Genomic DNA, 25,662 nt, shown 5'->3' with positions numbered 1-25,662 from the left:
AATTGAGGGAAAATGCTTTTTCGCATTTTTACTCGGGAGGTGTGACTGTTGTGGGAATTTTTTCACAACAAGTTATATGAATTACGTAGGTATGTTTCTATCAGGCGCGGTACTTTTTTTGAACAGTCTAACCCTATTAGGCAAAGCCAGTCAAAAAAGTGTTGCATTTCTAAATATCATCGTTGGAACGTTACAGATAATATTTCCAATCTATTTAATTGTTACTTCCAATCAGACCAATTGGGATTTTTATAATAATGCAGCAATATTCCTTTTTGGATTAACCTTCTTATATGTAGGAGCAACAACATTAATGAGACTTGAAGGGAATGGGCTTGGTTGGTTCTCATTATGGGTTGCCATAATTGCTATCGTGTATACCGCAACATCCTTTATTCACTTTCACGATATCGTCTCCGGATTAAACTGGGCAATGTGGGCGTTTTTATGGTTTCTATATTTCATCATAAACACGACCAACAAGAAAATTCACTACTATGTAGGAATCGTAGCATGTATACAATCATGGGTTACACTGACAATTCCAGCCCTGCTCTTTTTCCTTGGCATTTCGAATAATCCATCTGTGAATCAAGGGATGATTTATGTACTCATCCTTTCTATCTTATATTTTGTCTTCAGCATTGTGAAACAGAGGATTTCATCAAAAAGCGAAGTGTCTCTAACGAACAATAGTAGAGTTGCTTCGTAACAGGGTTATGCATTGTGTGAAGAGAATTTATGAATAATATTTTTGAGTCCCTATTAAAATGGGGACTTTTTTAATACTCTAGGATGCAAAAACGATGGATTGGTCCAATTAGAACAGTGGGCGAAAAAACATATATAAAAACAGCCTTAATGAAAAACAGAAATTACTTTTTAAACACTTAAAGAACATAAAGGATTATGGGACAATTACTGCGGTTGAAAATTCAAGACATTATTGAATATGAATTGGGGGAAGAGAAAATACTTAAATTGAAAGGACTAACTTAAAAGGAGGGAGTGGTTCATGATACATGCTAATGGAACATTGGATAATGATAGCCATGTGGCTGTTTGGATTTGCTGGATTCATTCTATTTATTCCACGTAAAGATCAGCGAAAAGGCATCCTTGCATTTTTGGTGTTACAAGCAATAATTTGGCTTTGTGATATGATTACCTTTGCATTTGGTTGGCAATCTGCACCTGTTCGTTTGCTCCCCAAAGCGACTGATATGCCTCTTACTCTAGATTATTTTTTTTATCCCGTATTATTTGCTATATATTACGTCAATAAGAAATCCAAAGGCAGTTTATGGCCTAGATTCATATACTTTTTTGTTTGGATTTCTGTACTCAGTTTGTTTGATATTGTGATCGAGAAATATACTGATTTATTAGAGTATGAATTATTGAAGCGGAATCTGATGTGGATTTACTTTGGATTTCTCTTTTATGTGAGTCATTTCTGCTGTAATTGGTTTTTTAAGGACAAAACCTTGTTTCAAACTGAGCGGCGGTGGGGGACCTAATGAGAATGGAATGGTGGATAATCATATCCGTGTACGTAGTGGCGACAGGAATTCTGTTCTTCATTCCGAAAAATAAAATTCGCCTATCCATAGTTGCATTTTTGTTCAAACAGTTAATTACTTTTCTAATTGGTTTAGTGGTGGTAGAGTTGGGATTGATCGAATATCCTGTTCGGTGCTTTGCATCTGTCAGTCGGACGAGCTTTTCATATGAATACTATGCTTTTCCAGTGGTTTGTGCAGCATTTAATGTATGGTATCCTACGAATCGAAGTCTTCTTTATCGAATGGGTTATTATGTAGGCTACTGTTCAGTGTTAACGGTCATTGAAGTGATTATAGAAAAACACACCCAACTCATTAAATATATACACTGGGAATGGTATATTACTTGGATTTCATTATGTATTTCGTTTTTTATAGTACATGTATTTTGTCTTTGGTTTTTTGCAAAAGAGAGAGTTTCATACATGTGAACGCAGAATCACCTCTATTACAATGGATCTTCTTTTCCTACACTCCAACTACACTTGAATTATGATTTCGAATCAGATTTAATTTATACATTTTTAAAGAAGGCGATTCTTAAATGGTCTATTTTGACACTCTAGAAATTGATTACTACTGAGAAACTAGAGGAAATGCAACAAGTATTTACAGAGTGAGATGAATCAAAAAAGGGAGTGTTGTCGATGTTATCGTCACTCCCTTTATCGACAAATGCAGATTTGAGTTCCTAAAAACGCCATTGACAGTGGTTCTTTCACCAATAAATCAGTTCAATGAAAAATCTAATCCTTAGTAGGATGTTAAGAAACTTTCCTTTGGATTTACCACTAAACCAAATTTTGATATTGGACATATTTAAACTTTCTACAAAATCTCCTCATTTGTAATTCTCTTTTTGTACCAATTTTTTTTATAAAGGTACAAAGAAATACACGAAGTTTGCTAGTTTCATTTTTTTGAAAACATCCGTCGCCATTTTTTGAAGATAGTGGCGCAATTCTTTGAGCAGGGACTTTCGAAAATGAGTTTTAACACATTACTATGATTTTATTAGGTGTTGTTTGAGCGGGGATACTTTGTGTAGATAGGCCATAAATTACGATTAAGTTTCGATTAGCAGGATTACTTGAGAACGATAGATAGTCCATTGGTCAATACGATCTGTGTGTACGGAGATATATTTAATCGCAACTCTCCATCTTTACTCACTAGCTGACTATTAAAATAGGAGACCTTTACAGTTTGTTGGGAAGGACTGTCTTTTACTATGACAAGTGCTTGATATTGTGGAGGAAATATAAGTGGAGCAGGTGCATTCGCATCATAATATCCAGTGATGCGGTCTCCGACTGCTAACATTACATGATCTACAATATAAGTCGTGGGTGAAACTACGAAATTTACGACAGTTCCTAATTCATTTTTAGCAGAAATTACTTTATAGCAACCTTCTCCATTTTGCCCTGTGATTAAATCATGAATCATCGTTATGGTCCCATGAAAAGAATTAAAATTTGTCATTATTCATACCTCCATTCAGACGGTGTACCAATAATCCTCAAAAATCAGAGGTGATATCTTGTGTACAGTATGTAGGTAAAAACCTATATGACTATGTAAATGCCTATAAAATTAGAAAAATGTTTGCACAAATTGTTCCTACTATATTGTACAGCTCTACAAGGTCATTATTAAGAAATATCTTTATCTCATCTTTACATCGTTATGATATTCTTTCATAGGCATGAACATTAAAAATAATGTGAGGGAAATAATGCAAAAAACAATATTAATTGTAGAAGATGAAGACATTTTACGTGAAATCGTGAAAGATTATTTATGGAACGAAGGCTATGAAGTATTGGAATCAGTAGATGGAAATGAAGCTTTAGCTGTATTTGAAGAACATGAAGTACATTTAATTATTCTAGATATCATGTTGCCAGAGTTAGATGGATGGTCTGTTTGTAGAAGAATTCGCAAATCATCCAATGTGCCTATTATTATGTTGACTGCCCGAGCTGATGAAGATGATACGCTCCTTGGATTTGAATTAGGGGCTGATGATTATGTGACAAAACCATACAGTCCAGCCATCTTATTGGCGAGAGTAAAACGATTAATTGATAGTCGATATTCTAATACGAGTAATGTATCTAGTGAAGATACCTTGATTAGTAGTGGGATCCATGTCCATTTCCCTTCACGTACAGTGACAATAGAGGGAGAAATGACGAGTTTGACACACACAGAATTTGAAATATTAACTTACTTAATGCAAAATCAAGGGATTATTATTACAAGAGAACAACTGATCAATAAAATTTGGGGTTATGAATTTGCTGGTGATGATCGCACGATTAATAGTCATATCCGTAATTTACGTCACAAATTGGGTCATAAAGCGAATCTCATTGTAACTGTTATTCGCGTTGGTTACAAATTTGAGGGCGAAGCATGAAAATAGGGATTGTATCAAAACTATTTCTTCTCACGACGTTATTATGTATGCTCATTTTGGCCACTATTTTTGTTGGACAAACGATATTTTTCAAGCAATATTATGCAAACCAAAAGGTAAATGAGATAAATAAGAGTATTCAATCCTTTACGAAAGAGTATCTTAAGGCTGGAAAAGATGTATCCACCATTCAAAAGTTACAGCATGATTTCTATCAAGAAAATACGACGTGGATTACAACATTAGATAGTCTAGGGAATATTAAATACGCAAATGACTTTTCTGTAACAATTCAATTAGTTCCTTCTCGAAATAAGGAGCTCTCTGACCGTGAAATGAACATCCCGTTGTATAGCTTTATTGATTTAGAAGATCTGCAAAGGGTAGGATTTGATTTAGAACAGGGAAGGCATATATTTATCGATGGAGTAATAAAAGATGATACAGTAATTCCTGCTATTTTAACAGTAGAAGATAAGAATGTTGTACTAGAGAATAGGCAACTATCAGAAAAATTGTATGGAAAAAGAGATGCAACAGAGCCTTTTCCAAGAGGGAGCTCGCAGATATATTTAAATGGAGTCATTCAGAAATTACAATTACCAGTAGGTTCAAACATTTATACAAATCGTGTATTTATAGAAAGAATAAAACAATTTCAAGTCAACCTCTTATTAAATGATAATTATTATAGCTCTGTTGAGACAATCGATTATGAGGAAAATAATATTAAATACAAAATATTCATTAGACCTGTGAAAGATGCGAAGGGTAAAACAACTTATATTTTGGCTATGACATCATTACAACCCGTTGATGAAGCTGTCCAAATGATAGAAGGTTATTATGCATATTTAATTTTATTTGTACTCCTTCTTAGTGTAATGGCATCCTCTTATTATTCTAAAAAGATCGCCAAACCATTGTTACAAATAAACGATACTACAACCAAATTGGCAAACTTGGATTTTTCGGAGACAATATCCGTTACATCAAAAGATGAAATAGGTGATTTATCACACGATATTAATACACTCTCAAGTACATTGCATGCGTATATTCATCAATTGCAAAAGGATATAGAGAAAGAAAAACAATTAGAAAATACACGAAAAGAATTTATTTCCGGTGTTTCACATGAATTAAAGACGCCCTTAAGTATTATGAAAAGCTGCATCTCTATTTTAGAAGATGGTGTTGCTAGTAATAAAAAAGAATATTATTTTAAAGCAATGGCAAAAGAAGTAGATAAAATGGATATGCTTATTGTAGATATGCTCGAATTAGCAAAGTTTGAATCTGGTACGTATAAAATGGAGATGGATGTCTTTTATATTGATCAGGTCATGGAGTATATATGTGAACAATTAGCATTAGACATAACGAACAAGCAATTACATGTTCAAAAACAACTCTCTAGAATTCAAGTAGTTGCCAATCAACTTCGAATAGAACAAGTAATCACGAACTTTATTACAAATGCGATTCGATACACGCCTGAAAATGAAAGGATTATTTTATCCACGATAGATGAAAATAAGCGTGTAAAAATCACTGTGGAAAATAAAGGTGCCCATATCGAGCACGAACATTTAGAGAAAATATGGGATCGTTTTTATCGTGCTGATGCGTCTCGCAGGCGTGCTGAGGGGGGGACAGGACTAGGGCTAGCTATTTCAATGAAAATTTTAGAGTTGCATGATGTGGAGTATGGTGTATCGAATACAGAAGATGGAGTGCTGCTTTACTTCTACTTAAACAAAAAAGGCCAGAATCCATATTAAGAAACTTTTCAATAATTATAAAATATATTTGAGCCATCCGTTCAATGGGCCATAACCAATGGTACTTGAACGGATGTTTTTTTTTGTATGACATGTCCAAAACACAATTCATTTTAGATCACCGGTAAAACATTCTTTAAAAGATATTGATGTCATCTTTACCTAATCTTTATCTCTCTCTATTAATCTTTCAATAGGACAAAGATGATTTGAGGGAGTGGGATTATAGATGAAGAAGCTAGATTCTTCGGTCTAACCGGTGCAATTCAAATACCATGTCCGTTGTCAGCGTCTTGACAAATTATATATAGAAAGAAGGATAAGACATGATAAAAAATATTTTGTGCATAACATTGGTCATTTTAACAATTTTGCTGTTATCGGCATGCAATTCTACCTCTGATAATAGTAACGATAAGAAAAATCATTCTAATGATGTAAAAAATCATACACCATTCAAAGTTGTAATCGATCCTGGACATGGCGGTACGGATGTTGGGGCAACAGGTGCTAGCGGGAAACATGAAAAGGATTTTACTTTGAGTCTGTCGAAAAAAGTGAAGAAGCTATTAGAGCAGGAACCTAGAATACAGGTTTATATGACAAGAGCGGATGATCGCTTTATTTCTCAAGAGAGCCGATACAGGCCCAAATATGCCAATAATATAGATGCGGATTTATTCATTTCAATTCACGGAAACACCTTTTCTGATCCCGAAGTTTCAGGTGCGGAAACATTTTATTATCACAAGAATTCCCGCCATTTTGCTGAGATCATACAGCAACATATAGTTGAGGCAACTGGATTTAAGGATAGAGGAATAATGAAGAAAGATCTATTTGTTGTAAAGGATACAAAAATGCCGGCAGCTTTGTTGGAGATAGGGTATCTGACGAATCCTCAAGATGAGTCCAAAATGTGGACTGACGATTTTCAGAATCGTGTTGCCGCTTCAATAGTTGAAGGCATAAAGGAATACCAAGAGAGTGTGGAGTAAAACATTTGGTTGAATAAATGGTAGCTGCAACCCGATTAATTGAAGGTAAAGGAGACATTCAAAAGGCTCTAATCCTCGTGTTTCCAGGATTCGGGCCTTTTTTGGTCCTTATTTATTTGATTCGATGTATTTCACGATTCTTTCGCAAATCTCATGCGTAATTAAAGAATCGTTTATGGATGGATCAGGGATGCGATTATTTTGAACGCAATCGATAAAATGATCTAATAATTGATAAAATCCACGTTTATATAGGGTTGGCTCCCAGTCACCAAATTTTGAAATATGGATTTCTTTATTATGATAGTGAGTCGTTTCGACAAGGCTATTCACGACGAATTTATCATGTCCAGTCATGTATTCGATGATTTCTTCGGTGACCCCGCCGTTTCTGTTCATGATCCCAATAGCGGTACATCCGTCTCCAATAAGTGTGAGGACTAAATGATCAAGCAGTTCACCATTTTTAAGGTAGTCTACTTTGACATCTTTGACTTCAGTATCCATTAAAAATCTCAGTGTATCGACGACATGGATAAAATCCTCAACTACAAATCTTCGCACAAAGTCTGGAGCTGAAAATCGATTTTTCTGTATGAGAATTAAGCTAGCTTTTCCTTTATCTTTCAGCTCCCTCACTTTCGGGATAAATCTTCTATTAAAACCGACCATCGCGATCTTGTTATTCTCTTTTGCGAGATTGACAATTCTTTCGGTTTCATGAAAATTCATCGATATTGGTTTGTCTATGTATGTGTGGATGCCATTTCTAAGTAATGTTTCCGCTATTTCAAAATGTGCTTCTGTAGCAGTGCTCACGATGGCAGCATCGATTCCAATTTCTATTAGTTTTTCAACAGACTGAACCTTTTCTTGAATTCTGTATTTTTTTGACAAGCTGTTTAAGGTGTCAGAATTTCTTGTACAAAGTACAAGTTCAATCCCTTCTTTTTCTGAAAGTACTGGTAGATAGGCTTTTTTAGCAATATCCCCTAATCCGATAATTCCGATTTTCATGTTTATCACTCCGATATGAAGTCAAATTATTAAGCTTTCTAGCAGATTACTACAGAATAACTATAACATATTGCTTTATTAAGATTGAAAGGGAGATCAGCGTTTTAACTCTCTCATAGGTCGACTAGATAAAAGGTCAAATCCCTTCACACAAAGGGCTTAAGCAAAAATTACTTCATTGTTCGAATTTCACCAAACTGACGGCATAAGACTTCTTGAAGTACTTTTGCTGCAGAAGGATCCGGTTCATCCGGCACAATATTATTAATTAAATCCTCTTTAGAAAAATACATAACTGACCTCCTTCTTTTTAGACAAGTTATTTTATATCAGTTTTATTCTCTTGTTCACTAACAAAAATATTCTCCATTGAAGTGTTTTAAGAAGATAGAAATTCATTTTTATAAATGCTGTTCAATTTAATGAGGTCATTTAGGAAGGAATTTATTTTTTTCTGTCGAAAGACTTTGTTAATAAAAATGGAGGATACACATCAGATAAGAATGCTTATTAGTTTTCACATGTATTCAATGATGTACTTAAGAAAGTTACTTAGGTTTTTCAAAATTTTACAGAGGGAGGGAATAGACATGTCAAGATCTACTATTTTCTTTTTGTTAGTTTGTTTAATATTACTTACCTTAACGAGTTGTTCTCTGAACTTTGATGATAATACGAGGCAACGAATTGGGTCACAGGAAATAGAAATCATAAAGAATGAAACTAATGACGAAACGGAATTACCGCAAGATAATGTTCAATTTTATGTTCCGAGCGAGAAAGAAAATAGTATATCAGTTATTGATATACCGTCAAATAAAGTAATTCAAGAAATAAAAACTGGTGAAAGACCTGCAAATGTGGTTTTCGCCAATGAGAAAGCTTTTGTTACACATAGACAGGGGAATAGTGTAGGAGTAATCAACTTAAAAGAAATGAAAATGATAAAGGAAATTGAGGTGGGAATAGATCCTCATGGAATAGCATTGTCAAACGACCAAAAACAACTCTATGTTACGACAGTTGGTGACCAATATGTATATGTAATCGATACGGTAAGATTAGAGGTAAATAGAAAAATTGATTTAGGAGAAGGAGCTAGAACAAATTATCCTTATTTACATGAAGATATATTGTATATTTCTGATCACAAAAACCTATTAGTATATGCTGTTTCAAATGACAAAATCATTCATACTTATAAAGTCAATGGCTCACCAATGGTCATTAGAACAATTTCCAATGGTAACCTACTCTATGTAGCTTCTAGTAATTATAATGCAATAGAGGTTTTCAATACAAAAAGCGGTAAGAAGGAAAAAGATATAGAATCAGGTATAGATGTGACTGATTTTGTTATCAATGAGGAGAAGGCCATTATGGTTGTAACAAATAAGAATGATAATAGCGTAAGTATAATCGACTTACAAACAGATAAAGTTATAAAAAAAATACAAGACATATCTGCCCCTAAACACATTTCCTTTAATAAGGATATGTCGATGGTATATGTTACTCTGAGCGGTTCAAATAAAGTAGCAGTCATTAACTTAGAGACCAATGAATATATAGAAGAAATAGAGGTAGGATATAACCCACATGGTATCCATCTAAGAGTTGATAATAAGAATTGATAGACAAGGAAATCCTTGTCTTATTTAGTTTTAGTTATTTTGACTACTCCCATATATTGGTCTAGGCTTTATGTAAATAATTTTCCAAAACTGTTCTGTATAAGGAATTGATAAATAACATATATACTAAAGGTGTTATATTGCATAATTGCTGAAAATTACTACATCTAACATGAAAATTTCAGATAAAAAACCTTGACACGTTCTTTATTAAGAACTAAAATGATGATAAGTTAAAACTCCCATATAATATTGCAAATACAAGAGAAATTTTTAGAGTGACATGGCTATTATGTTCCATAACCAGAACAAAACTACTTTAAAGAAATGGTGGAAATGATTATGGAAAAAGAAATTAATATAAAAAAAATATGGGGTACGATTCGAAAAAGAATATGGGTTGTTTTTGTATTTTCATTCATTTTTTCTATAGCAGCAGGTGTGTATAGCTATTATTTTACGACCCCAGAATATTCATCCTCCATAAAAATTGTTTTAAATGTAGCAGAAGGGGAAATAGGAACACTTAATCAGCTGCTTAAGGAACCTATTGTTTTAAGACATGTAATAGATGAATTAGATTTAAAAGCGTCACCTGAAAATTTAAGTGGCCAAATTACGATTACCCCAGTAAATGATTCAAAGATCTATGAAATAACAGTTGTTGCGAATGATCCTAAGCTTGCTGCTCGAATAGCAGATAGTGTTGCAAGGGTTTATCAACGGGAATTTGCCAATCTTATCGAACTAACCTCAGGGAATGATGTTTCCATTGATGAAACTGAAACTGATACTACTTTATCACCGGGTAATATTAATATTTTGTCGGAAGCAAAAGAGAACCCTGGGCCAAATAATCAAAATCATAAACGATTTATCATGATTGGTTTTATTTTCGGAGTCATTGTGGGATTAGGGTTAGTCTTTTTATTGGATTCATTAGATGATACAGTGAAGTCTCACCGTGAGATTGAGCACCTATTAGGAATTCCAGTTCTAGGTAGCATTTCAAGAATCTCTAATAAAAGTACTCAATTAAGAAGGAGAAAACAACAAGGTACAAATTTGAGAGGTGAAACACTTGAATCTTCAACAAGCAAACAATAAATTATGGAGTAAAAAAAAGACAAGAAATAATCGGTTACTTGTAACATATAGAGACCCTAGCTCTAAAATATCAGAGGAGTATAGGACGATTCGTACAAACTTAAAATTTACTCCTACTAATAAAAAATACCAATCACTTGTTGTGACATCTCCATCTCAGGGGGAAGGAAAGTCTTCTATCGTAGCCAATCTAGGTGTGTCATTATCTCAACAAGGAGAGAAGGTTTTAATTGTTGATGCCAATTTAAGGAGGCCGGCGTTACATTCCATTTTTAAAGTGGATAATTCAATAGGATTGACTAACTTTTTAAATAGAATTTCAACGCTTGAAATGGCTATACAAAGAACAGGGATTGGGAGGTTAGACGTATTAACAAGTGGCCCCATTCCAAAAAATCCTGCAGAACTACTTGATTCAATTAAAATGAATGAACTAATGGATACTGTCATTGAAAATTATGACGTTATTTTATACGACACCGCACCTGTTCTGGAAGTGACAGATACCAATATTTTTGCAAGTAGGTCTGATGGTGTCATTCTAGTTCTAGTTTATGGCAGAACAGAGAATGAACTTGCAATAGAGTCAAAAAGAGTCTTGGAGCAATCGAAAGCCCGAATAATAGGAACTATATTAAACGAAAAAACATGATTATTTTTTTTGGTTTTAATGTTCGTTATTAAGAAAATTTAAGATTTTATAAGGAATATCGGTGATGTCTCCTAGCCTATATCAAAGGAGGCACTCGATCATGCTGTGGGTTGAAAAACCTTAGACGCGAGTCGTCGAGAGTGTGGTGTGAGGTGGGGTTAGATGCCCCAATAAATTAAAGTATTTAAATAAAAGTTTTTAGATACAAGAACGATTATTTAAATACTTTAATTTTAAAATGAGGAGAGAGTAAAGTGGACAAAATTGATAAGTTTCCTAAATCAATTAAAAAGGCAGTTAGGTATATTAAACAGGACGCCAATAAAGAACAACTAGAGGAGATCAGAAATATAATCAATAAAGCAATAGATAGAAGAGTTCGTGCAAATTAATTAAGGAGGAGGGAAGATGACATATCGGCAAAGATTATCAATATTTATTTTAGTGGATACGTGTATCGTATTAACGTCCATCTTTTTTGGTCAATTTTTAGTGAATGCGACCTTTTATGTGTTTACATTTCCAATCATCATGTCATCCTTAACCATTCTCATTAGCCATCATATTTTTTCGGTTAAATTTCATCTTTATAAAAAAGCATGGGAATATGCGAGTATTGGTGAATTAATCATTATCTTAAAAACGGTTACTTTTTCTACAATTGTGGCAGCACTCATCCAGCAAATTTTTGTGGATGAGGTATTTTATCGACTTCTGGCAGTGACATGGATATTACATATGCTCCTAATTGGAGGGTCACGTTTTTGTTGGAGAATAGTAAGAGACTCCTTGTTAAATAAAGAGAATAATAAAAAACGCACTCTGATTGTCGGTGCTGGTTCGGCTGGTACGATGGTAGCTAGACAATTACTAAGGAGTAATGATGCAGAGCTATCGCCTATTGCCTTCATTGATGATGATGTTAGAAAACACTATCTAGATATTTTAGGTATTCCAGTAAAAGGTGGGATTAATAAGCTAGAAAAAACGGTAAAAGAGTTAAAAATAGATAATATTGTGATTGCGATTCCCTCGCTTAGTAAGAAAGAATTGAGTGTTATTTTTAAGGAATGTGCAAAAACAGCAGCTAAAACACAAATTCTCCCTATGCTTGAAGATATTGTTACAGGGAAAGTATCTGTTAGTCAATTTCGCGATGTGCATGTTGAAGATTTGTTAGGACGTGAGCCTATAGAATTAGATATTGATAGTATCTCAGAGTACATCACAAATAATGTAGTACTTGTAACAGGTGCTGGAGGATCTATTGGTTCTGAGATATGTCGACAAATATGTAAATTCAATCCCGGTAAATTAATCTTATTGGGACACGGTGAAAATAGTATTTATTCTATTGAAATGGAATTAAAGGAAAGCTTTAGAAACTCATCTATTGATTTAGTGACAGAAATAGCCGATCTCCAAGATGCAAAGAAGATATTTTCTGTCATGAATGAACATAGACCTGATGTCGTTTATCATGCTGCTGCTCATAAACATGTACCTTTAATGGAACGCAATCCTGAAGAAGCGGTGAAAAATAACATTATTGGAACAATGAATGCGGCCAGAGCAGCAAGTTTTAACGATGTGAAGACATTTGTCATGATTAGTACGGATAAGGCGGTAAATCCGACGAGTGTTATGGGAGCAACAAAAAGGCTAGCTGAAATGGTTGTTCAAAGTATGGATAGTGAGAGCAAGACTAAATTTGTTGCCGTCCGATTTGGGAACGTTTTAGGAAGTAGAGGAAGTGTCATTCCTCTCTTCAAGAAACAAATAGAAAAAGGTGGGCCAGTTACGGTTACACATCCTGATATGGTTCGCTATTTTATGACGATACCAGAAGCATCAAGATTAGTCATTCAGGCAGGAGCTCTTGCGCAAGGTGGAGAGATATTCGTATTGGACATGGGGGAACCTGTAAAAATCGTGGATTTGGCCAAAAATCTAATCAAACTATCTGGAAACTTGATTGAAGATATTGGTATTGAGTTTACAGGAATGAGACCTGGAGAGAAACTTTTTGAGGAGTTGTTGAATGCGAATGAGGTTCACGAACAGCAAGTATATCCAAAAATTTATATTGGAAAAAGTTCAGATATATATTTAAAAGAAATTGAGGAGATTATTTCAATCTATTCAAGTTTAAATAAAGAAACATTACGAGAAAAACTTTTAGAACTTGCGAATTCTAATACTTTGAATAAACCACAAAAAATGATTTCAATATCCGTTTAGAGGAGTGTTTTAGCAATGAAAGTTCGTAAGGCCATCATCCCAGCAGCAGGTTTAGGAACGAGGTTTTTGCCTGCAACCAAGGCTATGCCGAAAGAGATGCTCCCAATTGTAGATAAACCAACTATTCAATATATTATTGAAGAAGCGATTGAGTCCGGCATAGAAGATATTATTATTGTGACTGGTAAAGGAAAAAGAGCCATAGAGGATCATTTTGATCATTCATTTGAATTAGAGCAAAATTTATTAGAAAAAGGGAAGTTTGACCTTCTAGATGAAGTGCAAAAATCATCAAAAATGGTAGACATTCATTATATAAGACAAAAAGAACCAAAAGGACTAGGCCATGCGATTTGGTGTGCTCGAAAATTTATTGGAGATGAACCATTTGCTGTGCTTCTTGGAGACGATATTGTTCAAGGTGAAAAGCCGTGCCTAAAGCAAATGCTCGAACAATATGAGAGATATAATGCCTCCATACTGGGAGTTCAAACGGTAGAGCCAAGTGAGGTTTCTAGATATGGGATTGTCGACGGGAACTGTATTGGTGATCGTTTTTACAATGTCAATCACTTAGTGGAGAAACCAAAACAAGAAGAGGCACCGTCAAACCTAGCGATAATGGGTAGATATATTTTAAACCCTAAAATATTCGGAATATTAAGAGAACAAAAACCAGGTGCAGGTGGAGAAATACAGCTTACGGATGCAATAGCTGAACTAAATAAGTATGAGGCAGTTTATGCATATGATTTTGAGGGGATACGTTACGATGTGGGTGAGAAAATCGGGTTCATTAAAACAACGATTGATTTTGCTTTACAACGTGAGGAGATTAGAAAAGAATTATTAGATTATCTATCATCTGTTATTGAAAAACAGATGATTCTTTAGTTGGAGAAAGAAATATGAAAAAAAAAGTGTTGTTTTGTGCGACTGTCGATTATCACTTTAAAGCTTTCCATCTTCCTTATTTAAAATGGTTTAAGGAACAGGGATGGGAAGTTCACATTGCGGCCTTTGGAAACTTAAAATTACCCTTTGTGGATAAAAAATTTGATGTTTCCATACAACGATCTCCTTTCAAAAAAGAGAATTTGACTGCATATAAAGAACTTAAAAAGATCATTGAGGAGAATGATTATAAGATCATTCATTGTCATACACCAATGGGTGGCGTTTTATCAAGATTAGCTGCAATTCGGGCCAGAAAAAATGGAACCAAAGTTATTTATACAGCACATGGTTTTCATTTTTGTAATGGTGCACCTGTCTTGAACTGGCTTCTTTATTATCCGATCGAACGCCTTTTAGCTAGCCAAACGGATTGCCTGATAACGATTAATAACGAAGACTATTCCCGCGCAACAGCCCATAAATTTAAAGCGAAGAAAATTAAACTTGTTCATGGTGTGGGAGTAGATACAGAACTATTTGCACCTGTTCATAAATTTCATAAGTCGGTTTTAAGGGCAGAAAGAGGGTACAGTGATGACGATTTCTTAATGTTGTATGCTGCTGAGTTTAATAAGAATAAAAATCAAAAATTACTTATTGAATCACTCGCCTTAATAAAGGATAAGATTCCATCTGCAAGGTTACTGCTTGCTGGGGATGGACCAATGTTAGTTAGCTGTAAACATCTAGCCATTAATCTTGGGATTAACGATAAAGTGGATTTTCTGGGATTGAGATCTGATATTGGTGATTTATTAAAAATGTCGGATCTGGCCGTAGCATCAAGCTTGAGGGAAGGTCTTCCAGTAAATATTATGGAAGCCATGGCCTGTGCACTCCCGGTAGTAGCGACTGAAAATCGAGGGCATAGGGAATTGATACAAGACGGAAAGAATGGTTGGTTAATAACTCATGACAATCCCGTTGAATTCACTAACAGGATAATGGTTCTTGCAGAGAATGAGACATTAAGAAGAAGCATGGGCTTACTTGGAAGAAAACAAGTGATGGAGAAGAATAGCGTTCAAAAAGTTCTTGAACAAAAAGCGGTTATTTATGAAACATATATGGAGGAATTGGAGGATGCTATGTGGGCAGTCCATTAAGGGTATTGCATGCCGTTGTTAATATGAACCGTGGTGGTGCAGAGACTTTAATTATGAACTTATACCGAAACATTGACAGGACAAAAGTACAATTCGATTTTCTAACATGCAAAGAAGGGGAGTTTGATGATGAAATCAAGAAATTAGGTGGAAGAATTCATCGAATTCCTTATGTATCAGAAGTGGGACACTTTAAATATGTAAAAGCGTTGAAACAATTTTTTGAGAAGAATAACCAATATCGAATTATTCATTCACATATGGATAAGATGAGTGGACTCATTTTGCGTACAGCAAAAAAAAGTAGAATTCCAATACGTATCTCCCATAGTCACAACACAGAGAGTGAAGGAGGAGTTGCTACAAAATTTTATAAATGGCTTGCTGGAAGAGCGATTCATTCGAGTGCAACGAATTTCTTTGCATGCTCTGAGGATGCTGCCAAATGGCTATTTGCCAATAATTATGGTTCAACAACGATTTTGAAGAATGGAATTGATGTGGAAAAATTTCTGTTCTCTCTAGATGTAAGAAAACAAGTTCGAGATGAGTTCAAGATCGATGAGTATGCGTCTGTTTTTGGGCATGTTGGTCGATTTGCTCATCAAAAGAATCATTCATTCTTGATAGATGTTTTTAAAGAAGTTAGTGATGAGTTAAAGAATTCAAAACTTATTTTAGTAGGAGATGGCCCGCTACGTATCGAAATGGAGAATAAAGTAAAAACATTAAAATTAGATAACAATGTTATCTTTACTGGAGTTCGTAAGGATATTAACAGGATATTACAAGCTTTTGATTATTTTGTTTTTCCATCAATGCATGAAGGATTGCCTGTGTCGCTTATAGAAGCACAGGGAGCGGGACTGCCTTGTTTAATCTCTGACAATATTTCTTCGGAAGTTGACATTGGAATAGGTTTAGTTCATCCTTTGCCTCTGAAAGATAAATACAGTTGGGTAAGAAAAGTGAAAGAACTTAACGAAAATAAGAAAAGCAGATTGATAGAAGTTGATAAAATTGCTGAAAGTGGCTATGAGATAAAGAGTACAGCAGATTATATAGAGGACTATTATCTAGACACATTGGAGTGGATCGGATGAAGACGTTAACGGTATTTACGCCGACCTTTAACAGAGCTTATTGTCTAGAGAAATGTTATCTAAGTCTTCTCAGTCAAACAAGTCAAGACTTTGTATGGTTAATCATTGATGATGGTTCAACGGATCAAACAAATGAGCTTGTACAACGTTGGATAGAAGAGAATAAAATTGAAATTGTGTATCACAGGCAAGAGAATTTGGGCATGCATGGTGCACACAATACAGCTTATGAGCAGATTGAGACAGAACTAAATGTTTGTATCGATTCAGACGACTACATGCCAGATGATGCAGTAGAAAAGATTATAACATTTTGGGAAAAGTATGGAAGTAATGATGTTAGTGGAATGATTGGGTTGGATGCATATACTGATCATCGTATTATTGGCACTAAGTTGCCTGAAAATCTGAAAACTTCAACCCTATTCAATTTATATAACAAATATGGTGTTACAGGAGACAAAAAGTTAGTTTATCGGACAGATTTAACAAAGAGATACCCTTATCCAATCTTCCAGAACGAAAAGTACGTAGGCTTAGCTTACAAGTATTATATGTTAGATCAACAGTATGAGTTGCTACTAATGAATGAAGTACTATGTTGTGTGGAATATTTACCAGATGGTTCATCATTAAACATGTTTAGTCAATATAGAAAAAATCCTAAAGGATTTTCTTTTTACCGAAAAGAGTTAATGAAACTTCCCTTTGCAAGTACAACTTATAAGTTTCGGCAGGCAGTTCACTATGTATCAAGTAGTCTACTAATGAGAAACTGGAGGTTTATGCAAGATAGCCCAAGGAAAGGCATAACATTATTGGCCATTCCGTTTGGAATGATATTGTACTTCTTAATTTCTACTAAAACGAGGACGGTCCAGACTTAGATTCAACCTATCGGGAAGTCCTTTTTTATTTGAAAGGAACAGTGAAATGACCATACTCTGGATTAATCTTGCCCTTGTTTTTGTTTTCGCACTCTCTGCAAGATATTTCGCTACTCCCGTAACGACAATGATAACACCGGCAACCATAAGACCGAATAAGGTCGCAGTTTTTTTCTGTTTGGTTTCGTTGGTGTTAGTTTCAGGGCTTCGGCAGAATATTGGAGATACATACTTTTATAAATACGCATATGACAACAATGTGATTAATTGGGAGTATGTAACTTCACAAAAGGATATTGGATTTGGTATTTTACAAATGCTTTTGCAGCAATATGTTTCCAAGGATTCTCTAGTGCTGATTTTTACCACTGCGCTGATTACAAACATCCTTATTATTACTGTCTTATATAAATATTCCAGAATGATTGAAATAAGTTTATACGTTTATATAACTGGTGGATTCTTTTTAGTTTCAATGAATGGAATTAGGCAAGTACTCGCATCGGCAATTCTTTTTACGGGAATAAAATTTATTATTGAGGGAAAATGGTTTTACTACATTCTAGTTGTTCTTTTTGCATCTACCTTCCATCAGAGTGCATTAGTCTTAATTCCTATTTATTTTTTAGTAAGATATAAGGCTTGGTCAAGGACGACTTTTATTCTTTTAGTATGCTCAATCGTAATTGTGTTTGGTTTCGACCAGTTTTCTTCATTATTATTTTCAGCCATCGAAGATACTCAATATGGAGGGTATAAGGAATTTGCTGAAGGTGGAGCCAGCATTATTAGGGTAGCAGTAGATGCAGTTCCTCTTGTTTTAGCCTATCTAGGACGAGATAAATTGAGAAAAATATTCCCAGAGAGTGATTATATTGTAAACATGGCCCTAATTGGCTTTGTATTTATGATCATTTCTACGCAGAATTGGATATTCGCTCGTTTTTCTATTTACTTTAGTTTATACCACCTAGTATTAATCTCCTGGGTTCTTAAGGTATTTAGAGAAAAAGACCAGAAGTTGATTTATTTTGGATTAATACTTTGCTACTTGATTTATTACTTTTATGAAAATGTTATTAATCTAAACGTGATATATAGAAGTAAATATTTGGATTTTTTCTCTTAGTTTTTGAAAAAGTTGGTGGAACTGATGAGTCAATTCATTTATCCAATGAAAGTACTACATATTGTCAGCACCATGGATCGCGGTGGTGCTGAATCTCTCATTATGAGTATTTATAGAAATATAGACCACTCAAAATTGCAGTTTGATTTTATAACACATAGTTCTAACAAGGGAGGCTATGATGATGAGATTTTATCACTAGGTGGCAGAATCTTTAATGTTCCTAGCTTAGGTAGTTGTGGACCTGTTAGCTATGTAAAAAAATTGACTAGCATTATGTCGCAAAACTCCTATGCCGCTGTTCACTCGCACACGGATTTTCAAAGTGGTTTTCCAACTCTTTCTGCTAAATTATCCGGAGTCCCAAAAAGGATAAGCCATTCGCATAGTAATAACTGGCCGAATGGTAACGGAATGAAAGCTCGAGCAACTCTAAAACTCCTGCGATTATTAATTAAATGGACTGCTACAGATTATTGCTGTTGTAGTGACGAAGCCGGTGAGTTCTTGTTCGGAAAGAAAAGCAAGGTAGAGGTTCTGAATAATGGGATTAACGTAAGGGAGTTCACTAGTGTAACTGTTCAAAGCAGAAATAGTGTTCTAAAAGAGCTTGCTCTTCCTAAAGATGTAAGGTTAATCGGGCATGTAGGTCGGTTCTCTGAATCAAAAAATCACCTTTTTATCTTAAAGGTAATGAAAAGGCTGATAGAGGAAGATGAAAAATATATGCTCCTTTTGGTGGGAGATGGTCCCTTAATAGAAAAAATCAAAGCGGAAGCAGAGAAACTAGGAATCTTAAAGAGTGTTCGGTTTCTAGGTGTAAGAGACGATATACCAAGACTCATGAATGCCTTTGACATGTTTTTATTTCCATCTCTATTTGAAGGATTTGGCATCGTAACTATAGAGGCCCAAAGTGCTGGAACTCCTTGTGTCGTATCAGATAGGGTGCCAAAAACGACTGATATGGGTCTTAACTTAATGACATACCTAAGCCTCGATGAAGGGATAGATTCATGGGCAGAGAAAATTAAGCTATCCATCCAAGCAAATAAACCCAGTGTTGATATTATCCACTCCAACTTTGAAAGAAAGGGGTTTGATATTAAAAAGAATATTCCGACCTGGCTATCATTGTACGGAGTGACTTAAGGGGAGAAATATGTGAAGAAAAAAATACTATTTGTTACTCAATATCTCCATACTGGTGGTATTGAAAAAAGTCTTTTAACTCTGCTTTCTGAAATAGATTACAAACAATATGAGGTAGATTTATTATTGTTTGATTATAGTGGGGCATTATTTAGAATGATTCCACCTGAAGTAAAAGTCTTGCCACCATTATTTCAAGAATTCTCTACACCACTATTACATGCAGTGCCAGAATTAATCAAAAAAAGGCATTATCAGATTCTTGTAGGAAAAATACTTGCAGCGTTCTTAGCAAAATTCTCACCGGGAATAGGAACGGGTTTAAGGTGGTCTATCTATCGTCTTATACTAAAAAAGCCTAAAAAGCATTATGACGTAGCCATAAGTTTTATTGATTTCTTTTGCAATTATTACGTTACAGAAAAAGTAAGTGCAGACAAAAAAATAGTATATAACCATATGGACTATGCATATAGCCAGGAACAAGGATGGCCATGTCCCAAGCTTGAAAGAAAAAGCTTCTTTAAAAGTGATTATGTTGTTACAGTTGCAGAAACTTCCTTGGATTCCTTAATGAGATTTTTTCCGGAGTTTTCAAATAAAATGCATGTGATTCATAATCGGGTTTCTCCACATACAGTTCGTAGCTTAGCTAAAGAGCAAGGTGTTTTTGAAGATAGTCGAAATCACTTTAAGATTGTTACGGTTGCAAGGCTCGTAGAGGAAAAAGGAGTTTTAATGGCATTACGTGCCTGTAAAATACTTGTTGATCAAGGATTGAACATTAAGTGGTTTTTGATTGGAAATGGTCCTCTATACTCCAAGCTTATATCATTGACAAAAGAGCTGAAGATTGAAGAGCATTTTATTCTACTTGGAGAAAAGGATAATCCATATCCATTTATGCAAGCAAGTGATGTGTACGTTCAACCTTCTAAAACCGAGGCACATTGTGTGGCTGTTGAAGAAGCGATGGCCCTTTGGCGACCAATAGTTGTTACCAATATTCCAGCGTTTCAACATCAAGTAATACATGAAGAAACAGGGATTTTGGTAGATGCAGATCATGAAGGAATTGCTCGGGGAATAAAGCAGTTGATGCAATCGGAAACACTGCGAGAAAGGTTAACTCATAATCTACTTCACTCAAGAGAAAGAAATAAAGAAGAGTTGGCAAAGTTTTACCAGCTGGTAGGAGGATAAAAGTTCTTTCCTAAATGGAAAAGGGCAATGAAAAATCAATGAAGATTGTTAAGGGATGGGATTCAAATGAGTAGATTGACAATTTATCGACCGGAAATAATTGAAACAGAGACAGGAGCAAGACTACAAGCAGTATTTACAAGTAACGGGCGTGAAGAAACTATGTGGTATGAAGTTGAAAAGAAGTATCAGGGGTATCTGACCGTTGAAAGGGCAGATGCTTTTTTAGTTGGCTTGTTTTTATTTGCTTTTAAAAATGGTGAGGATATTGAAGTCTTAGCTCCTATATCAAAAAGGCTGTATTACACTTTAAATAAATATCTACTCCCATTAATAGCAGATATAAGAGGTATAAAAGAAATTAAGATCCATTGTGATCAAATCGTGGAAGAAGTATTACCAAGTGCGAATGCTGTTGGAACTGGATTATCCTGTGGAATTGATTCCTTTAGTACAATCTATCATCATTTAGTAGAAGATTGCCCTGAAGATTATAAAATAACCCATTTTACTTTTTTTAATGTAGGCTCAAACGGTGGTTTAGGTGGAGAAAAGGCAAGACAGCTTTTTAAAAAGCGTTCAGATTTAGTTAGGCCCTGTGCAAATGAATTGGGAAAAGAGCTTGTCACACTTGATAGTAATATTAGTGAAATTCTTCAATTAGGTTTCTATGAGACACATACATATAGAAATATGTCTGCTTGTTTAGCGCTACAGAAGCTCTTTAAAGTGTACTATTATTCTTCTTCTTATTCCCTTAAGTATTTTGATTTAAAACCAAATAGCTGTGGACACTACGATATCTTCAATATGAGTATGTTATCCACTGAAAACATAAGCCTTTATTCCTCTTGTCCACATCATACAAGAGTGGAAAAAACGAGAATGGTTTCAAATTTTGAGCCCGCCTATAAATATCTAAACGTATGTTTAGTGGATGGGGAAAACTGTGGTGGGTGTGAAAAATGTGTAAGAACCTTATTCACATTAGAGGTAATGGGAAAGCTAAATGAGTTTTCAACCGTCTTCAATCTCGAAAATTACTATCAAAAAAGACAAAACTATATTGCTAAAGTTATAGCAAACCATAAATCAAACGAATACATGAAGGAAATTTATGACGAATTGGTAAAAAATGATTTTAAGGTTCCGATGTATTCAAAGTTAGCAGCGAATTATTTAAAAATTAAAAACTTAGTCCTAAACTAAGCTCTTGAAAAGGTGGTAAAACATGGAGAATAAAGGATTGGTTCATGAAGTTTTTTGGTTAAGGTGTATTGCTTGCATTGCAGTAACCTTTGGTCATGGACTTCAGATTGGATACGAACAATATACGGATGCGACTCAATATCATATTGTTTCTTATTTATTGTATATGGCTGTTCTATTTGGAGTACCAGTATTTGTATTTATCTCAGAATTTTTATTATCTAATAAATACTCGTTGAAAGTGCCTTCAGGCTTTATCAAAAAGAGAATTAAGATTTTGGTTATCCCATATATTTTTATGAGTATTGTTTATGCATTTTTGGATGCAGACACTTTAAATGCAGAAAATGTCTTTGTTGAAGCAACAAAGAACATTTTCTTAGGACATTCTACAGTCTATTTTGTGATTATCATTTTTCAATTTTATGTATTACATATTCTTTCAAGGCGGTATCTAAATCAATGGTCACCTAAGAAAGTAATACCGATTGCACTTCTTGTTAATATAGCTTATTTAAGTGCTTTTAACTTTAGTGAGGCACCAAATCATCCATTTGCAGTTTATTTTTGGGATATTGGTTATTACTTGTTTTTTGTTAGTTGGATTTTTTATTTTGTGCTTGGGTATTATTGTGGAAAATATTATCAAAGTACACTCAATTTCTTGAGAAGGTACAATAAAATCATTTATCTCATGCCAGTAATCACTTTTGGAATGATATTAGTGATGAACAAAGTATTTTTGTTAACACAGAGCTCGAAAAGGGTGGATATGCTATTATTTGCAACATCTATGATCTTCCTCATCATGTATGTTTCATCAAACTTCAGGAACACTCCAAAGATAATCATGCTCATAAGTAATTACTCGTTTAGCATCTTCTTATTAAATGAGTTTTTCTTCTTGATTATGTTACCGATTCAACCTCCAGCATTTCTAAATATACTTACCTATTCTATCGTAGCTTTCTTTTTGAGTTTGGTATGTTCTATCATAGTTGCTTATCTATTAAATAGATTTACCTTTGGAAAATATCTAGTTGGTCAAACGATGAAATTTAAGGTCAGAAAAGTTCCTAAGATTAAACAAAGTGCATAATCAAATTTTAATTGGGAGTCACTGAAAAGGAGGAATTAAACTTGTGGCGATATTAGTGACAGGTGGAGCAGGTTATATTGGTAGTCATACATGTCTAGAACTTTTAAATCAAGGATTTGATATCGTGGTCGTTGATAATCTCATTAATAGCAAGGCCGAGTCATTGCGTAGGGTTTCAGATATAACGGGTAAAGAATTTAAATTTTATAAGTTAGATTTGTTAGATGAGGAGCTTTTAGAAACTGTCTTTATCGAATATGATATAGAATCGGTTATCCATTTTGCTGGACTGAAAGCAGTTGGTGAATCTGTAAATGTTCCTCTTAGATACTATTACAATAATATAATAAGTACAATCAATCTCTGTAAAGTGATGAATAAATTTAACGTAAAAAATCTAGTCTTTAGCTCGTCAGCGACAGTATATGGTACTCCCGATCATGTGCCCATCTCAGAAAAATTTCCTCTTTCGGCAATGAATCCTTATGGTAGAACGAAATTAGTGATTGAAGATATTCTAAGAGATCTATATGTATCTGATAATAGCTGGAGTATTTCTCTTTTAAGGTATTTTAATCCTATTGGTGCACATGAAAGTGGCACTATAGGTGAGGATCCAAATGGAATTCCAAATAATCTTATGCCATATATTACCCAGGTTGCAATTGGAAAACTTAAGGAGCTCAACGTGTTTGGAAATAATTATCCGACAGTGGACGGGACTGGTGTCCGAGATTACATCCATGTAGTAGATCTTGCATTGGGTCATATCAAAGCTTTGGATAAAATGTCAAACCATTCAGGTGTGGAAACTTTTAATCTAGGAACTGGTAAGGGGTACAGTGTTCTCGAAATAATTGCAGCTTTTGAAGAGGTTTCGATGAAAGAGATTCCTTACAAGATTGTCGCTCCAAGACAAGGAGATGTCCCCATTTGTTATGCGGATGCTAGCAAAGCACAAAACGAATTAGGTTGGGTTGCTGAAAGAGAGATCAAACTAATGTGTATGGATGCATGGAGATGGCAATCTCAAAATCCAAATGGGTATGGAAAAGACACTTTAATTACAGAAAGTGAAAAAAATCCTGGCTTAATAATAAAGAGTAAGGATTTTTTTGTTTCATAAGAATGTGAAAGAATATGTGAGGTCTTAATCAATGCCAATATCCGATACTTTAATTCTTGACAAATTCAAAGAAATTCTAAGCGAAATTTATTTAAAAAGTATTACCAATGAACATCTGAACACAAGAGATTTTGTTGAAGAAATCAAAAGATTGATTATCTTAGAGGTTAATAAAGAAATGAGGTGTGAAGATGTCTCATTTCGAGATTATTAATGATTCAAGTAGATGGAATGCCATTACGAAGAGTTTTAAAAAACTAGATAGCTACTTTTCGTATGAGTATGGATCCCTTTTTGCCAAACAGGAAAAGGGAATACTACTTGCTGCCTATTACGAAAACGATTCATCTAGTATATTTTATCCTTTTATAAAAAGGGAAGTTCCTTACGGAAAAGAAAAATACTACGATATTGTCACCCCTTATGGATATGGTGGGCCAATTTTGGTAGGAACAAAAACTAATATAGTCGATTTTTATATGCATTTCAAAAAATATTGTATATCCAACCAGATTATTACAGAAACAATCAGATTTCATCCATTTTATGAGAACCATAAATACTGTGAGCAGGTGATGGACGTACAGTATATTAGGCAAACGACATCAGTCGATTTATCTGTATCTTTAGATACCATCAGGAAAAATTATACATTAATGAATAAGCGTAATATCAAGAAGGCGCAAAAAATAGGTCTTTCCTGCTTTATAGCAGATAAAAGTTCGGAGAATATTGATCTGTTCATGGAAATGTATAAAGAAACAATGGATAGAAACAAGGCATCTGAATATTACTACTTTGATAAATCATTCTTTCTTGAACAGGTAAAGGATAATGATTTAAGCAAGAGCTTTATTCTTTTCACGAAACACGAAAGTGAAATCATTGCTGGGACGATTGTCATAATTGGTCAGGATTATGGACATTATCATCTGGGTGCTTCTCGCACAGAATACTTAGACTTGAAGCCGAATAATTTACTTTTTGATTTTATGATTGAGTTCTGTCATTCGCTAGGCATAAAAGCACTTCACCTCGGTGGAGGTTACAGCGAAGATGACGGGCTTTTTAAGTTTAAGTCATCTTTCACTAACAATCATAACCATCCTTACTACATAGGGAAAAAAGTGCATAGCCCAGATGAGTATGAAAAAATATCGAATGAAATCAACGAGTTCTATGAGGTGAATAACACCTATTTTCCTGTATATAGAGGGATTATTGGTAAAAAGAAGGTGTCAACAACAAATTCTTCTGGAGGTGATTAA

Annotated in this window: 24 protein-coding genes and 2 pseudogenes; 23 read left to right on the top strand and 3 right to left on the bottom strand. The window is 34.4% G+C overall.

Features of this window, described 5'->3' with window-relative positions; translation table 11 throughout:
- The first annotated feature begins 76 nt into the window (after nt 1-76).
- The 3 genes from FAR12_RS14140 to FAR12_RS14130 all read left to right on the top strand — a co-directional run bounded on the left by FAR12_RS14140 (nt 77) and on the right by FAR12_RS14130 (nt 1,996).
- Nucleotides 77-712 (top strand): AmiS/UreI family transporter, encoded by a 636-nt coding sequence (locus tag FAR12_RS14140; RefSeq protein WP_126409341.1) that lies wholly within the window; start codon nt 77-79, stop codon nt 710-712.
- Nucleotides 713-1,022: 310 nt separating this feature from the next.
- A complete protein-coding gene (locus FAR12_RS14135; RefSeq protein ID WP_126409339.1) occupies nt 1,023-1,520 on the top strand; it encodes a CBO0543 family protein in 498 nt (165 codons plus the stop codon).
- Complete coding sequence (locus FAR12_RS14130; RefSeq protein WP_126409337.1) at nt 1,520-1,996, top strand: CBO0543 family protein; 477 nt, start codon at nt 1,520-1,522, stop codon at nt 1,994-1,996. Before FAR12_RS14135 ends, FAR12_RS14130 begins: the two co-directional genes overlap by 1 nt.
- 561 nt (nt 1,997-2,557) lie before the next feature.
- On the opposite strand, the pseudogene FAR12_RS14125 reads toward FAR12_RS14130, so the two are convergent.
- Nucleotides 2,558-3,050, bottom strand: a pseudogene (locus tag FAR12_RS14125) (hypothetical protein).
- 253 nt (nt 3,051-3,303) lie between these two features.
- Here FAR12_RS14125 and FAR12_RS14120 point away from each other — a divergent pair.
- From FAR12_RS14120 to FAR12_RS14110, 3 genes are all read left to right on the top strand, one after another.
- Complete coding sequence (locus tag FAR12_RS14120) at nt 3,304-3,990, top strand: response regulator transcription factor (RefSeq protein ID WP_126409335.1); 687 nt, start codon at nt 3,304-3,306, stop codon at nt 3,988-3,990.
- Nucleotides 3,987-5,774 (top strand): sensor histidine kinase, encoded by a 1,788-nt coding sequence (locus FAR12_RS14115; protein WP_126409333.1) that lies wholly within the window; start codon nt 3,987-3,989, stop codon nt 5,772-5,774. Before FAR12_RS14120 ends, FAR12_RS14115 begins: the two co-directional genes overlap by 4 nt.
- Nucleotides 5,775-6,100: 326 nt before the next feature.
- Nucleotides 6,101-6,772: an N-acetylmuramoyl-L-alanine amidase family protein gene (locus tag FAR12_RS14110; protein ID WP_126409331.1), complete on the top strand. Its 672-nt coding sequence runs from the start codon at nt 6,101-6,103 to the stop codon at nt 6,770-6,772.
- A 108-nt stretch (nt 6,773-6,880) separates the two neighbouring features.
- Here the strand turns inward: FAR12_RS14110 and FAR12_RS14105 are convergent, their stop codons facing one another.
- Both FAR12_RS14105 and FAR12_RS14100 read right to left on the bottom strand, forming a co-directional pair.
- Nucleotides 6,881-7,789 carry a Gfo/Idh/MocA family protein gene (locus tag FAR12_RS14105; RefSeq protein ID WP_126409329.1) on the bottom strand — a complete coding sequence of 303 codons (909 nt, stop codon included), beginning with the start codon at nt 7,787-7,789 and terminating at the stop codon, nt 6,881-6,883.
- 176 nt (nt 7,790-7,965) lie between these two features.
- Nucleotides 7,966-8,082 (bottom strand): annotated as a pseudogene (locus tag FAR12_RS14100) (manganese catalase family protein); the annotation flags it as partial.
- 297 nt (nt 8,083-8,379) lie between these two features.
- Here FAR12_RS14100 and FAR12_RS14095 point away from each other — a divergent pair.
- The 17 genes from FAR12_RS14095 to FAR12_RS14025 all read left to right on the top strand — a co-directional run bounded on the left by FAR12_RS14095 (nt 8,380) and on the right by FAR12_RS14025 (nt 25,662).
- Entirely contained in the window at nt 8,380-9,423 is a 1,044-nt protein-coding gene (locus FAR12_RS14095; RefSeq protein ID WP_170972209.1) for a YVTN family beta-propeller repeat protein, read from the top strand.
- A 336-nt stretch (nt 9,424-9,759) separates the two neighbouring features.
- Entirely contained in the window at nt 9,760-10,530 is a 771-nt protein-coding gene (locus FAR12_RS14090; protein ID WP_170972208.1) for a YveK family protein, read from the top strand.
- Nucleotides 10,505-11,182, top strand: a complete 678-nt coding sequence (locus FAR12_RS14085) for a CpsD/CapB family tyrosine-protein kinase (RefSeq protein WP_126409321.1) — start codon at nt 10,505-10,507, stop codon at nt 11,180-11,182. The genes FAR12_RS14090 and FAR12_RS14085 overlap by 26 nt, the downstream gene beginning before the upstream one ends.
- A 254-nt stretch (nt 11,183-11,436) precedes the next feature.
- The gene (locus tag FAR12_RS23465) at nt 11,437-11,574 is read left to right on the top strand and encodes a hypothetical protein (protein ID WP_170972207.1); all 138 of its coding nucleotides are present in this window, start codon (nt 11,437-11,439) and stop codon (nt 11,572-11,574) included.
- A gap of 16 nt (nt 11,575-11,590) precedes the next feature.
- A complete protein-coding gene (locus FAR12_RS14080; RefSeq protein WP_126409319.1) occupies nt 11,591-13,423 on the top strand; it encodes a polysaccharide biosynthesis protein in 1,833 nt (610 codons plus the stop codon).
- A 15-nt stretch (nt 13,424-13,438) separates the two neighbouring features.
- Entirely contained in the window at nt 13,439-14,317 is an 879-nt protein-coding gene (galU, locus tag FAR12_RS14075; RefSeq protein WP_126409317.1) for a UTP--glucose-1-phosphate uridylyltransferase GalU, read from the top strand.
- 14 nt (nt 14,318-14,331) lie between these two features.
- A complete protein-coding gene (locus FAR12_RS14070) occupies nt 14,332-15,486 on the top strand; it encodes a glycosyltransferase family 4 protein (protein ID WP_126409315.1) in 1,155 nt (384 codons plus the stop codon).
- Nucleotides 15,471-16,589 (top strand): glycosyltransferase family 1 protein, encoded by a 1,119-nt coding sequence (locus FAR12_RS14065; RefSeq protein ID WP_126409313.1) that lies wholly within the window; start codon nt 15,471-15,473, stop codon nt 16,587-16,589. The genes FAR12_RS14070 and FAR12_RS14065 overlap by 16 nt, the downstream gene beginning before the upstream one ends.
- Nucleotides 16,586-17,476: a glycosyltransferase family 2 protein gene (locus tag FAR12_RS14060; protein WP_126409311.1), complete on the top strand. Its 891-nt coding sequence runs from the start codon at nt 16,586-16,588 to the stop codon at nt 17,474-17,476. The genes FAR12_RS14065 and FAR12_RS14060 overlap by 4 nt, the downstream gene beginning before the upstream one ends.
- Before the next feature lie 46 nt (nt 17,477-17,522).
- Nucleotides 17,523-18,605, top strand: coding sequence for an EpsG family protein (locus FAR12_RS14055; protein ID WP_126409309.1), 1,083 nt, complete (start codon nt 17,523-17,525; stop codon nt 18,603-18,605).
- 24 nt (nt 18,606-18,629) lie between these two features.
- Nucleotides 18,630-19,757, top strand: coding sequence for a glycosyltransferase family 1 protein (locus tag FAR12_RS14050; protein WP_126409307.1), 1,128 nt, complete (start codon nt 18,630-18,632; stop codon nt 19,755-19,757).
- Nucleotides 19,758-19,769: 12 nt separating this feature from the next.
- The gene (locus tag FAR12_RS14045) at nt 19,770-20,960 is read left to right on the top strand and encodes a glycosyltransferase (RefSeq protein ID WP_126409305.1); all 1,191 of its coding nucleotides are present in this window, start codon (nt 19,770-19,772) and stop codon (nt 20,958-20,960) included.
- Nucleotides 20,961-21,026: 66 nt separating this feature from the next.
- A complete protein-coding gene (locus tag FAR12_RS14040) occupies nt 21,027-22,169 on the top strand; it encodes a hypothetical protein (RefSeq protein WP_126409303.1) in 1,143 nt (380 codons plus the stop codon).
- Nucleotides 22,170-22,191: 22 nt separating this feature from the next.
- Nucleotides 22,192-23,268 (top strand): acyltransferase family protein, encoded by a 1,077-nt coding sequence (locus tag FAR12_RS14035; protein ID WP_126409302.1) that lies wholly within the window; start codon nt 22,192-22,194, stop codon nt 23,266-23,268.
- Between the two features lie 43 nt (nt 23,269-23,311).
- A complete protein-coding gene (gene galE, locus FAR12_RS14030; protein ID WP_126409299.1) occupies nt 23,312-24,394 on the top strand; it encodes a UDP-glucose 4-epimerase GalE in 1,083 nt (360 codons plus the stop codon).
- A 31-nt stretch (nt 24,395-24,425) separates the two neighbouring features.
- A complete protein-coding gene (locus FAR12_RS24240; RefSeq protein ID WP_483964232.1) occupies nt 24,426-24,608 on the top strand; it encodes a YwzD family small protein in 183 nt (60 codons plus the stop codon).
- Complete coding sequence (locus FAR12_RS14025) at nt 24,586-25,662, top strand: lipid II:glycine glycyltransferase FemX (protein ID WP_126409297.1); 1,077 nt, start codon at nt 24,586-24,588, stop codon at nt 25,660-25,662. The genes FAR12_RS24240 and FAR12_RS14025 overlap by 23 nt, the downstream gene beginning before the upstream one ends.

Origin of the sequence: Bacillus yapensis (genome assembly GCF_005280205.1) — a bacterium.
Classification (GTDB): Bacteria; Bacillota; Bacilli; order Bacillales; family Cytobacillaceae; genus Robertmurraya; species Robertmurraya yapensis.
This window is presented reverse-complemented; position numbering and strand designations above follow the sequence as displayed.

Excerpts from the sequence above, each read along its gene's own strand:
- FAR12_RS14035 (WP_126409302.1), top strand. The coding sequence starts at position 22,192 with ATGGAGAATAAAGGATTGGTTCATGAAGTTTTTTGGTTAAGGTGTATT.
- FAR12_RS14135 (WP_126409339.1), top strand. The coding sequence starts at position 1,023 with ATGCTAATGGAACATTGGATAATGATAGCCATGTGGCTGTTTGGATTT.
- galU (WP_126409317.1), top strand. The coding sequence starts at position 13,439 with ATGAAAGTTCGTAAGGCCATCATCCCAGCAGCAGGTTTAGGAACGAGG.
- FAR12_RS14130 (WP_126409337.1), top strand. The coding sequence starts at position 1,520 with ATGAGAATGGAATGGTGGATAATCATATCCGTGTACGTAGTGGCGACA.
- FAR12_RS14105 (WP_126409329.1), bottom strand. The coding sequence starts at position 7,789 with ATGAAAATCGGAATTATCGGATTAGGGGATATTGCTAAAAAAGCCTAT.
- FAR12_RS14040 (WP_126409303.1), top strand. The coding sequence starts at position 21,027 with ATGAGTAGATTGACAATTTATCGACCGGAAATAATTGAAACAGAGACA.
- FAR12_RS14070 (WP_126409315.1), top strand. The coding sequence starts at position 14,332 with ATGAAAAAAAAAGTGTTGTTTTGTGCGACTGTCGATTATCACTTTAAA.
- FAR12_RS14110 (WP_126409331.1), top strand. The coding sequence starts at position 6,101 with ATGATAAAAAATATTTTGTGCATAACATTGGTCATTTTAACAATTTTG.
- FAR12_RS14090 (WP_170972208.1), top strand. The coding sequence starts at position 9,760 with ATGATTATGGAAAAAGAAATTAATATAAAAAAAATATGGGGTACGATT.
- FAR12_RS14060 (WP_126409311.1), top strand. The coding sequence starts at position 16,586 with ATGAAGACGTTAACGGTATTTACGCCGACCTTTAACAGAGCTTATTGT.
- FAR12_RS14115 (WP_126409333.1), top strand. The coding sequence starts at position 3,987 with ATGAAAATAGGGATTGTATCAAAACTATTTCTTCTCACGACGTTATTA.
- FAR12_RS14050 (WP_126409307.1), top strand. The coding sequence starts at position 18,630 with ATGAGTCAATTCATTTATCCAATGAAAGTACTACATATTGTCAGCACC.
- FAR12_RS14095 (WP_170972209.1), top strand. The coding sequence starts at position 8,380 with ATGTCAAGATCTACTATTTTCTTTTTGTTAGTTTGTTTAATATTACTT.
- FAR12_RS14120 (WP_126409335.1), top strand. The coding sequence starts at position 3,304 with ATGCAAAAAACAATATTAATTGTAGAAGATGAAGACATTTTACGTGAA.
- FAR12_RS14025 (WP_126409297.1), top strand. The coding sequence starts at position 24,586 with ATGTCTCATTTCGAGATTATTAATGATTCAAGTAGATGGAATGCCATT.
- FAR12_RS14055 (WP_126409309.1), top strand. The coding sequence starts at position 17,523 with ATGACCATACTCTGGATTAATCTTGCCCTTGTTTTTGTTTTCGCACTC.
- FAR12_RS14080 (WP_126409319.1), top strand. The coding sequence starts at position 11,591 with ATGACATATCGGCAAAGATTATCAATATTTATTTTAGTGGATACGTGT.
- FAR12_RS14140 (WP_126409341.1), top strand. The coding sequence starts at position 77 with ATGAATTACGTAGGTATGTTTCTATCAGGCGCGGTACTTTTTTTGAAC.
- FAR12_RS24240 (WP_483964232.1), top strand. The coding sequence starts at position 24,426 with ATGCCAATATCCGATACTTTAATTCTTGACAAATTCAAAGAAATTCTA.